10 protein-coding genes and 1 pseudogene are annotated in these 10,178 nt (G+C 60.9%); 4 read left to right on the top strand and 7 right to left on the bottom strand.

Translation table 11 applies throughout. From position 1 onward, the window contains the following. The coding region (locus HMPREF1024_RS18235) for an ATP-binding cassette domain-containing protein (RefSeq protein WP_009308156.1) at nucleotides 1–877 on the bottom strand (877 nt) is incomplete at its 3' end. A 163-nt stretch (nucleotides 878–1,040) separates the two neighbouring features. On the opposite strand from HMPREF1024_RS18235, the gene HMPREF1024_RS18240 reads away from it, so the two are divergent. From HMPREF1024_RS18240 to HMPREF1024_RS0126060, 4 genes and pseudogenes are all read left to right on the top strand, one after another. Then, nucleotides 1,041–2,129 (top strand): oxidoreductase, encoded by a 1,089-nt coding sequence (locus tag HMPREF1024_RS18240; protein ID WP_004183360.1) that lies wholly within the window; start codon nucleotides 1,041–1,043, stop codon nucleotides 2,127–2,129. A 57-nt stretch (nucleotides 2,130–2,186) separates the two neighbouring features. Beyond that, on the top strand, nucleotides 2,187–2,930 hold the full coding sequence (locus tag HMPREF1024_RS18245) for an SDR family NAD(P)-dependent oxidoreductase (RefSeq protein ID WP_004183359.1): 744 nt from the start codon (nucleotides 2,187–2,189) through the stop codon (nucleotides 2,928–2,930). A 183-nt stretch (nucleotides 2,931–3,113) separates the two neighbouring features. Beyond that, nucleotides 3,114–3,416, top strand: a complete 303-nt coding sequence (locus tag HMPREF1024_RS18250; protein WP_004147534.1) for a type II toxin-antitoxin system RelE/ParE family toxin — start codon at nucleotides 3,114–3,116, stop codon at nucleotides 3,414–3,416. Next, nucleotides 3,391–3,778: pseudogene (locus HMPREF1024_RS0126060) on the top strand (helix-turn-helix domain-containing protein). Before HMPREF1024_RS18250 ends, HMPREF1024_RS0126060 begins: the two are co-directional and overlap by 26 nt. Here HMPREF1024_RS0126060 and HMPREF1024_RS0126055 read toward each other — a convergent pair. The 6 genes from HMPREF1024_RS0126055 to entE form a co-directional block, all read right to left on the bottom strand. Further along, nucleotides 3,775–3,972 carry a YbdD/YjiX family protein gene (locus tag HMPREF1024_RS0126055; protein ID WP_002893903.1) on the bottom strand — a complete coding sequence of 66 codons (198 nt, stop codon included), beginning with the start codon at nucleotides 3,970–3,972 and terminating at the stop codon, nucleotides 3,775–3,777. The pseudogene HMPREF1024_RS0126060 and the gene HMPREF1024_RS0126055 sit on opposite strands and share 4 nt — an antisense overlap. Before the next feature lie 104 nt (nucleotides 3,973–4,076). Continuing rightward, nucleotides 4,077–6,182, bottom strand: a complete 2,106-nt coding sequence (cstA, locus tag HMPREF1024_RS18255) for a pyruvate/proton symporter CstA (protein ID WP_009308152.1) — start codon at nucleotides 6,180–6,182, stop codon at nucleotides 4,077–4,079. 354 nt (nucleotides 6,183–6,536) lie between these two features. Beyond that, nucleotides 6,537–6,950: a proofreading thioesterase EntH gene (gene entH / locus HMPREF1024_RS18260; protein WP_009308149.1), complete on the bottom strand. Its 414-nt coding sequence runs from the start codon at nucleotides 6,948–6,950 to the stop codon at nucleotides 6,537–6,539. Next, a complete protein-coding gene (entA, locus tag HMPREF1024_RS18265; RefSeq protein WP_024622880.1) occupies nucleotides 6,951–7,697 on the bottom strand; it encodes a 2,3-dihydro-2,3-dihydroxybenzoate dehydrogenase EntA in 747 nt (248 codons plus the stop codon). An 8-nt stretch (nucleotides 7,698–7,705) separates the two neighbouring features. Next, complete coding sequence (gene entB, locus HMPREF1024_RS18270) at nucleotides 7,706–8,557, bottom strand: enterobactin biosynthesis bifunctional isochorismatase/aryl carrier protein EntB (RefSeq protein ID WP_009308147.1); 852 nt, start codon at nucleotides 8,555–8,557, stop codon at nucleotides 7,706–7,708. Between the two features lie 13 nt (nucleotides 8,558–8,570). Next, on the bottom strand, nucleotides 8,571–10,178 hold the full coding sequence (gene entE / locus HMPREF1024_RS18275; protein ID WP_009308145.1) for a (2,3-dihydroxybenzoyl)adenylate synthase EntE: 1,608 nt from the start codon (nucleotides 10,176–10,178) through the stop codon (nucleotides 8,571–8,573).

Here is a 10,178-nt window from a genome sequence, read left to right as displayed (position 1 = left end):
CGCCGGCCAGCCCGGCGATACCCAGAATTTCCCCCTTCCGCAGGCGCAGCGAAATATCCTGCAGCAACGCCTCATCATGCAGACCGTCAACCTGCAACAGCACCTCTTCGCCGTGCGGCGGGCGCGGCGGCGGGAAGATATCGCTCAGCTCGTGGCCCAGCATCTTTTCGACGATCTGTTCGCCGCTCAGCGGCCCCATCGGGCCGCTCTCAATCAGCCGCCCGTCGCGCAGCACCGTCAGGGTGTCGCAGATCGCCTTCAGCTCATGGATACGATGCGAAATAAACACCACCCCGATCCCCTGATGCTGCAGACGGCGTACTACCGCAAACAGACGCTCACTTTCATGCTGATCCAACGGCGCGGTGGGTTCATCGAGGATCAAAAAGCGGCAATGGTGCGACAGGGCGCGGGCCAGCAGGATTTGCTGTTTTTCGGCGAGCGTGCAGCTGTCAATGGAGCGCCGGACGTCCAGCGCCACATCCAGCTGCGCCAGCGCCTCGCGCGCCAGCTGCCGAACCCGCGACCAGCGGAAGGTCATGCCCGGCTCCGCCAGCCTGTCCAGCATAATGTTTTCCGCAATGCTCAGGCCCGGCACCAGCGCCACGTCCACCTCCTGCTGCACCAGGTGGATCCCCAGCTGTTTAGCATCCCGCGGCGAACGAATGGTGACCGGCAGGTTGTTGATCGTCACTTCGCCCTCATAGTGGGCGTGGGTGCCGCACAGCACGGCCATCAGCGTCGACTTACCCGCGCCGTTGGCCCCGGTCAGGGCATGCACCGACCCGCCATGGAGGGTAAAGTCCACCTTGTTCAGCGCCTGAAAGCCGGAGAAGGCCAGGCTAATGTTATGCATCTCAAGGCGATTCGCGCTCATCACTGCTCCCGTGCGGCAATTAATCTTCTGATTTAACGAATTTTTCATAGCCGCCGCTGGCTGACAACTGCGTAAAAAGCATAAGATACAACGAAATAATATTAGCCATCTGGATGTCCAGACATAACATCAGGTTAGCCCAACACCCATAAGGACAGCTTCCATGAGCAACAGCGATATCCGCGTCGTGCCCGGCCCGGCCAACTATTTCTCCCATCCTGGCAGCCTTGAGCGGCTGAGCGATTTTTTTAACGCCGACCAGCTCTCGCGAGCGGTGTGGGTCTATGGCGAGCGCGCTCTGGCCGGCGCCGAACCTTTTCTGCCGGCGGCCTTCCACCTGCCGGAGGCGAAAAAGATCCGCTTTACCGGCCACTGCAGCGAACGCGACGTGGCGGGGCTGGTGCAGGCCTCCGGTGACGATCGGGCGGTAGTGATTGGCGTCGGCGGCGGCGCGCTGCTCGACAGCGCGAAAGTGCTGGCCCGCCGCCTGGGGGTACCGCTGGTGGCCATCCCGACTATCGCCGCCACCTGCGCGGCGTGGACGCCGCTGTCGGTGTGGTATAGCGACGCCGGACAGGCCCTGAATTTTGAGCTCTTCGATGACGCCAACTTTCTGGTGCTGGTCGAACCGCGCATTATTCTCAACGCCCCGGCGGAGTACCTGCTGGCGGGCATTGGCGACACCTTAGCCAAATGGTATGAGGCCGTGGTGCTGGCGCCGCAGCCGGAGGCGCTGCCGCTCACCGTGCGGCTGGGGATTAACGGCGCGCAGGCGATCCGCGATGTGCTGCTGGCCAGCAGCGAAACGGCGCTGGCGGACCAGCGCCGCGGCGATCTGACCCAGGCGTTTCGCGATGTGGTGGAGGCGATTATCGCCGGCGGCGGGATGGTTGGCGGGCTGGGGGAACGTTACACCCGGGTCGCCGCCGCCCATGCGGTGCACAACGGACTGACGGTGCTGCCGCAGACGGATAAATTCCTCCACGGTACCAAAGTGGCCTACGGCATTCTGGTACAGAGCGCCCTGCTTGGTCAGGACGATGTGCTGGCGCAGTTAGTGCAGGCGTATCAGCACTTTAACCTGCCGACCACCCTGGCGGCGCTGGAAGTCGATATCAATAACCGCGCAGAGCTGGACCGGGTCATTGCCCATACCCTGCGCCCGGGCGAGTCGATTCACTATTTACCGGTGACGTTAACCCCTGAGGTTCTGCGCGCGGCGTTTGAGAAGGTGGAATACTTCAGCCGTTAATCACCCCGACCGTCTATACCTAATGATGATGCTCACCACTCTCGCAACGAGGTCATCATGCAGATCGATTTAACAGGTAAGAAGGCGCTGGTTACCGGCGCCAGCCGTGGGTTGGGTCGCGCCATCGCGCTGTCGCTGGCGCGCGCCGGCGCCGATGTGGTTATTACGTATGAAAAATCGGCCGATAAAGCCCAGGCGGTCGCCGATGAAATAAAGGCGCTGGGTCGGTACGGCGAAGCGGTACAGGCCGACAGCGCCAGCGCGCAGGCGATTCAGGAGGCGGTAACCCATGCGGCCCGGTCCCTCGGCGGGCTGGACATTCTGGTCAACAACGCCGGAATAGCCCGCGGCGGTCCACTGGAATCCATGACGCTGGCGGACATTGACGCGCTTATCAACGTCAATATCCGTGGGGTGGTCATCGCCACCCAGGAAGCGCTGGTGCATATGGCCGATGGCGGACGGATCATCAATATCGGCAGCTGTCTGGCTAACCGCGTGGCCATGCCGGGCATCTCGGTTTACGCCATGACCAAGTCCGCCCTCAACGCCCTGACCCGTGGCCTGGCGCGTGATTTAGGCCCTCGCGGGATCACCGTTAACCTTGTCCATCCAGGGCCGACCAACAGCGATATGAACCCGGAAGACGGAGAACAGGCGGAAGCCCAGCGCCAGATGATTGCGGTCGGCCACTACGGCCAGCCGGAAGACATCGCCGCGGCGGTCACCTTCCTCGCCAGCCCGGCCGCCGGGCAGATCTCCGGTACGGGGCTGGACGTGGATGGCGGATTGAACGCCTGATCGCACATTTTCTGCAAGCCTCTGTCGCCCGGCAGAGGCCTTTCCGCGCCGCCTCGACGGGTTGCGTTTTGCCTCTTACCTGCGTTTTTTCTCCGCTCTACAGTACCCCATAAGAAATTCGGAATTTATCTAATAGTCTTATTATTTCCTTATATTTTGTGTGGGCGTACAGTGGAGGTACGGATGAAAATTGTCTGGTCAAAAACGGCAGATAAGCAATTTTCTAAAATCGATACTCGGTATAAGAGCCGCATTAAATCCAGGCTGGAGAAGATGGATGATAAAGCTTCACCTATCTCGGATATCAAAAAATTGTCCTCTCCCGAAAACCACTACCGGCTGCGATTAGGTGATTACAGAGTCATCTACACCTTTGGGGATCCGCCGGGCGATACCTGCTACGTCGTGGCGGTTAAACGCCGAACCACCACCACCTACCTTCATGAGGAACATACCGAATATGACTATTCAGTACATCAAGGATGAAGAAGGAAAAGACCAGTATGTCGTCATTACTTACAGCGATTACTTTCGTATGCGCCTGGCTCTGCTGGAGTACGACGACGAGGATGAAAGCGAATGGGAAGATATTCCTTATGAATCAGATATCTATGATGACGTCATGCTGCCGGGCGAAGTATGCGACGTGATGCATAAAGAAAACGTCAGCCTGCAGGCCGCGTGGCGCATCCTGCGCGGGATGTCCCAGCAGGAGGTAGCCGAAAAGCTTGGCATCAGCCAGTCCGCGGTGTCACTCCCGTCCGCAAAAGCGCACCCGCGAGAAGCTGGCGGCGATTTACGGCTGTACTCAGGAGCAGATCAGCCTCTATCTGCCGAAAGAGGGTTAACAGCACTTCGCCCCGCCCTTGCCGCCGTAGCGCGCGTCCTGGCGTTCGCGAAAGAACTCTTCATAAGTCATCGGCGTCTGATCCGGGTGGGTTATTCGCATGTGCTCGACGTAGTTATCGTAATCCGGCACGCCGATCATCATCTTCGCCGCCTGGCCCAGGTACTTACCTGCTTTGGAAAGGGTGTCAAACATAAGTCATTTCTCTTTTGTATCCCTCACCCCGAGCCTCTCCCAAAGGGAGAGGGAGGATCGGAAATGTAGGCCGGGTAAGGCGAAGCCGCCACCCGGCACACCGGTTAATGCGCGCGCTTCGCCTGCGCGGTTATAGTTTGCGCATCGGCGGGCATCGCCTGGTACGGTGTCTCTTTCGCCGTCGGTTTATCCTCTTTCAGCGCCGCCAGCGCGGTTTTAATCGAGAACAGCGCCAGCACCACCACCACAATCATAAAGAAGATGGTCAGCCCGGCATCGAGACGGTTGTTAAACACCAGCTGCGCCAGCTGTGATTCGGTATATTGCGGCGGAATGTTGCCGCTGTCGATCATCGCCTGGAATTTATTAGCGATCGCCAGGAAACCAACTTTGGTGTCCGGGCTAAACGACTTCTGCCAGCCGGCGGTCAACGTACAGATCAGCAACCAGCTGGTCGGCAGCAGCGCCACCCACGCGTAGCGCTGGCGTTTCATCTTGAACAGGACCACCGCGCAGAGCATCAGCGCCATCCCCGCCAGCATCTGGTTGGCAATACCGAACAGCGGCCATAGGGTGTTAATCCCGCCCAGCGGATCGACCACCCCCTGATGCAGGAAGTAGCCCCACGCCAGGACGCACAGCGCGGTCGCCAGCAGGTTGGCCGGTAGCGAGCTGGTTTTTTTCAGCCCCGGGCTAATCACGCCCAGCAGATCCTGCAGCATAAAGCGCGCCGCGCGGGTGCCGGCGTCAACCGCCGTCAGGATAAACAGCGCCTCAAACAGAATGGCGAAGTGGTACCAGAACGAGACATCCATCAGTCCGCCCAGCGAGCCGTGCAGGATGTAGGCCATCCCCACCGCCAGCGTTGGCGCGCCGCCGGCGCGGGAGATAATCGACTGTTCGCCGACCTCGCTGGCGATTTGATGCAGCGTATCAGGCGTAATGCTAAAGCCCCAGCCGCTCACCACCTGCGCTGCCGAGGCGACGACATCGGTGGTACCCGCCGGCGCCAGCACCGCCATCGGGCTGTTCATCGCGAAGTAGACGCCCGGATCGATAATACAGGCCGCCACCAGCGCCATAATAGCGACGAAGGATTCCATCAACATGCCGCCGTAGCCGATAAAGCAGGCCTGGCTTTCGTTGGCCAACATTTTCGGCGTGGTGCCGGAGGAGATCAGCGCATGGAAGCCGGAGACCGCGCCGCAGGCGATGGTGATAAACAGGAACGGGAACAGGTTGCCGGTCCATACCGGGCCGGTACCATCGACGAACTTGGTCAGCGCCGGCATCGTCAGGGTCGGGCGCATAATCAGGATGCCAATCGCCAGCCCCACGATGGTGCCGATTTTCAGGAAGGTGGAGAGGTAGTCGCGCGGGGCCAGCAGCAGCCAGACCGGCAGTACCGCAGCCACAAATCCGTAGCCCACCAGTATCCAGGTCAGCTGTACGCCGGTGTAATCAAACCACGGCGCCCAGGTCGGGCTTTCCGCCACCCAACCGCCGGAGATGATGGCGAACACCAGCATCACCAGGCCTATCACCGACACCTCGCCGATGCGTCCCGGACGCAGATAGCGGATGTAGATGCCCATAAAGATCGCCAGCGGAATGGTAAAGGCGACGGTGTATGTCCCCCACGGACTGTGGGTCAGCGCTTTCACCACAATCATCGCCAGGACCGCGAGGATGATCACCATGATCATAAAGCAGGCCACCAGCGCCAGGACGCCAGCGCTCGGTCCCATCTCCTCTTTAACCAGTTCGCCAAGCGAACGGCCATCGCGGCGGGTCGAAACAAACAGCACCATAAAGTCCTGTACCGCCCCAGCCAGCACCACGCCGGCGAGGATCCAGATCATCCCCGGCAGGTAGCCCATCTGCGCGGCGAGCACCGGGCCCACCAGCGGCCCCGCGCCGGCAATGGCGGCAAAATGGTGACCGAACAGCACTTTTTTGTCGGTTGGAACGTAGTCGAGGCCATCGTTATGCCGCACCGCGGGCGTCATCCGCGTCGGGTCAACGCCAAGCACGGTTTTAGCGATATACAGGCCGTAGAAACGATACGCGATCAAATAAACGCAGACCGCGGCGACGACAATCCACAGCGCGTTTATCTGCTCACCCCGGTTTAAAGCGATATAGCCGAGGGCGAAGGCTCCGATGACGGAGAGCAGCGCCCAGATAAGGTATTTCCCTGAATTATTCATTGTTGTGGTCCACCGGTAGGGTAATCAGGATGTTACATTTTGTTTCTAGATCACAACGCAGAATTTAACAACACCGAAACATCGCAGATGCCGTACACCCACAGAGATTTGTCTCACATTGCTAGCGAGATCACTTAAGGCAGGAAAATGAATGAAAGGGTTACCGTGAACGGTGCCGTTTTTTTGTCGGGTGGCGGCTAACGCCTTACCCGACCTACAGATACGTAGCCAGTCTAAGCGCAGCGCGACCAGAGACGCTCCCGGATGGCGGCGCGCTGCGCCTTATCCGGGCTACCCATTGCGCCGATACGTAGCCCGGCTAAGCGTAGCGCAAGCCGGGGAAACAGCGGCTTCTTAGCCCAGCACCGCGGTGCCCAGACGACAGGTGCAACAGCGCCGCCCCTTCTCGTCATACACCACAATCTCCCAGCTCTGACTCTGGCGGCCAAGATGCAGCGGTCGGCATTCGCCGCGCACTTTCCCGCTGGAGACCGGACGATGGTGGGTAGCGTTAAGCTCGGTGCCCACCACGCACTGCCCTTCTTCGGTCATCAGCCAACCGGCCATCGAGCCCAGCGTCTCCGCCAGCGCCGCGGAGGCGCCGCCGTGCAGCAGGCCAAACGGCTGATGGGTGCGCGCATCCACCGGCATCTCCGCCTCCAGCAGCGCCTCCTCCAGCCGGGTGTAGATGATGCCAAGATGCGCCACCATGGTGTTTTCGCTACTGGCGTTCAGCGCCGCCAGCGTGAGCTCTCGCTTCCAGGCCATCTACGCCCCCAGCGTCGAGCCGCCATCAACCACGATATCCTGCAGCGTAATATGGCTGGCGTGAGAAGAGGCGAGGAACAGAATGGTATTGGCGATCTCCTGCGGGCGGGCGATTTTGCCCAGCGGGATGCCGAGCTTAAACTGCTCGCCGAAGCCGCGGATCCGCTGCTGCTCTGCATCGTCGCTGACCCACAGGGTGCGCTGCATATCGGTGTCGGTGGAGCCCGGCGACACCAGATTACAGCGCACCCCGCTGCCCGCCAGCTCAAGGCCGACGGTCAGCGCCAGGCTTTTCAGCGCCGCCTTCGAGGCGCCATAGGCGCTCATGCCGATGCGCGGCGTGTGCGCGGCATCGGAGGCGACGGTGACGATCGCCCCGCCCCGCTGGCGACGGAACTGGGCCATCGTCTGCTGAAACAGGTTGAACGCCCCGCCGACGTTGACCGCGAAGGTCTGCTGCCAGTCTTCCGCGCTCAGCTGGTCGGTAGCGCCCATGCGCAGGATCCCGGCGGCGTTCACCAGCACATCTAAACGCTCGGTGTTCGCCAACAGCCGGCTGCATGCCTCGCGTACCTGGTCGGCATCGGCGACGTCCAGCGTTTCGGTGGCAAACGGGTAGCTTTCGCCGTCAAAGGCGAGGTCGAACCCGGTGACGTTGGCCCCGGCCTCGACGAAAGCCAGCGCGGTGGCATAGCCAATCCCTTTACCTGCGCCGGTCACCCACACGGTCTGACCGCGAAAATCCAGCGCCGCCATTAGTGCACCTCGCGGGAGAGCAGCGCCCACCAGGCGTCGATGGTCGGGTTTTTCGCCAGCATAACGAAGTCGATATCGCCGTGCACTTTGCGCCAGCGGGCGGCCAGGGCCATCATCCGCACCGAATCCAGACCGTAATCGATCAGGTTTTCATCATCCATCGGTTCGTCGGATTCGTCGAGCAGCGGCAGGATCAGCGCGCGCAGCGCCGCTTTGGAGGCTGGGAGCGGCAGCAGCTCTTCGGTCATCACCACCCGTCCGGAGCGGCCGGCGACATATTTCAGCGCCATCAGGTGCTCTTCACGGCTGAAATCTGCCAGCGCGTCGGCGACAAAGAACGGTTTGATATCGCGCATAAAAGCATCGGTGGCGGTGGTCATGCAGCCGATATGGGCGTAAACGCCGGTGATGATCAGCTGATCGCGGCCGGTCTCTTTCAGCATCTCCTCCAGCGGCGAGCGATGAAACGCGCTGTAGCGCCATTTCACCAGCACGGTATCGTCTTCATCCGGCGCCAGCGCGGCAATCACCTGCTGCTGCTCCGGCGAGCGGGTCAGACCCGGCCCCCACATATCATTCAGCAGGGCGCGGTCTTCATCGCTCTGCTCTTTCGGCTGGGCGGTGTAGTACACCGGAATGCCGTTCTGTTTGCAGAAGTCGCGCAGGGCGGCGATATTAGCCACCACTTTCTCCATCATCGCGCTGTTTTCGCCCCAGAAGTTGAGGAAATACTCCTGCATATCGTGGATCAGCAGCGCGGCGCGCGACGGCTCAAAGGCCCAGTTGACCTTGTTCGCCGGGATATCGCTGGCTTCCGGCAGCGCATATGCCTGTAATTTAGGGATTGCCATTCTCTGTTCTCCTTCAGCCCAGCTTGCCTTCGGCCAGCCACTGACGTAATTGTTTTTTATCGACTTTGCCCACCGGCGTCAGCGGCAGCGCGGCAACGCACTCCACGCGGTCCGGCAGTTTAAATTCCGCCACCCCCTGCTCGCGCAGGAAGCGGCGCACGGCGACGGCGCGCAGCGGCGAGGTCGCCACCAGATAAGCGCAGCTCTTCTCGCCCAGCAGATTGTCTTCAATGCTAACCAGCGCGGCGTGGATCACCGCCTCATGGCGCAGCAGCAGGTTTTCGATCTCTTCAGCGGCGATCTTCTCGCCGCCGCGGTTGATCTGATCTTTTTCCCGGCCCTGGACGGTGATATACCCGTCTTCATCGATCGAAATCAGATCGCCGGAGCAGTAAAATCCGTCGGCATCAAAGGCTTCCGCGTTATGTTGCGGACTGTTGTAATAGCCGCGGAAGGTATAAGGACCGCGGGTCATCAGACGGCCAACTTCGCCGCGCGGCAGCGGGTTGCCGTCGGCATCCGCCACCCACACTTCGTCGTCCGGACACATCGGGCAACCCTGGGTATTGATGATCCGCTCCGGGCTATCGTTGAGGCGGGTGTAATTCACCAGCCCTTCCGCCATGCCGAACACCTGCTGCAGCTGGCAGCCGATTTCCGCCGGAATGCGCGCGGCGAGCGTCGCTGACAGGCGCGCGCCGCCGACCTGCAACAGCTGCAGCGATTGCAGCTGGGCGTTGCTGCCCCATTCGTGAATCGCCTGCAGCCACAGGCTGACCGCCGGCGGCACCAGCGAGGCAACGTTGATCTGATGTTGTTCAATCAGCGGGAAACAGAGCGTGGCGCTCGGGTCGGCGGCGAGGATCACCCGCCCGCCGGCGAGGAAGACGCCGAGCGAACCCGGGGAACTCATCGCATAGTTATGCGCCGCCGGCAGCGCGTTGAGGTAGCGCGTTTCAGCGTTAATCCCGCAGATCTCGTTGCTGCGGCGGATACTGTAGTCGTAATCGTTATGGGTGCGTGGGATAAGCTTCGGCGTCCCGGTGCTGCCGCCGGAGAGCTGGAAAAAGGCCACTTCGTCGGCAGGGGTTGGATTGGCGATAAAGTTATCCGCCGGGCGGTTAATCTCCGTCGCCAGATCGCGCTCGCCGCCGTCGTTACGCAACAGTGCGACGCGCAGGGAAGGATGTTCCGCGATAAACGCGTGGAGAAAGCTATCGTCAGCAAACAGCGCGTGCTCGCGATCGGCAATCAGCAGCGCCGGTTTAATCTGCGCGGCGTAGGCGTTAAGTTCGCTGCGCTGGTGGCTGAACAAAGCGTTCACTGGCGCGACGCCGATGCGCAGCAGCGCAAAGAAGGTCATGTAAAACTCGGCGACATTGCCCAACTGCACCAGCGCGGTCTCCCCGCGCTTCAGTCCCTGGCGCTGCAGCGAGCAGGCGAGGTTGTCCACCAGCTGGTTAAACTGGCGGTAGATAATCTGCCGCTCGCCATCGATAATCGCCACGGCGTCATTGTCCGCGTGACGGGTGATCAGATTGGTTAACGGCAGATCCTGCCAGTAGCCTTTTTGACGATAGCGGGCCGCAAACTCTTCCGGCCAACGGGTAAATGCAATCAT

The organism is Klebsiella sp. 4_1_44FAA (genome assembly GCF_000238715.1).
Lineage (GTDB): Bacteria > Pseudomonadota > Gammaproteobacteria > Enterobacterales > Enterobacteriaceae > Klebsiella > Klebsiella pneumoniae.
Note: the sequence above shows the minus strand (reverse complement) of the source record. Positions and strands in the feature narration are given on the sequence as shown.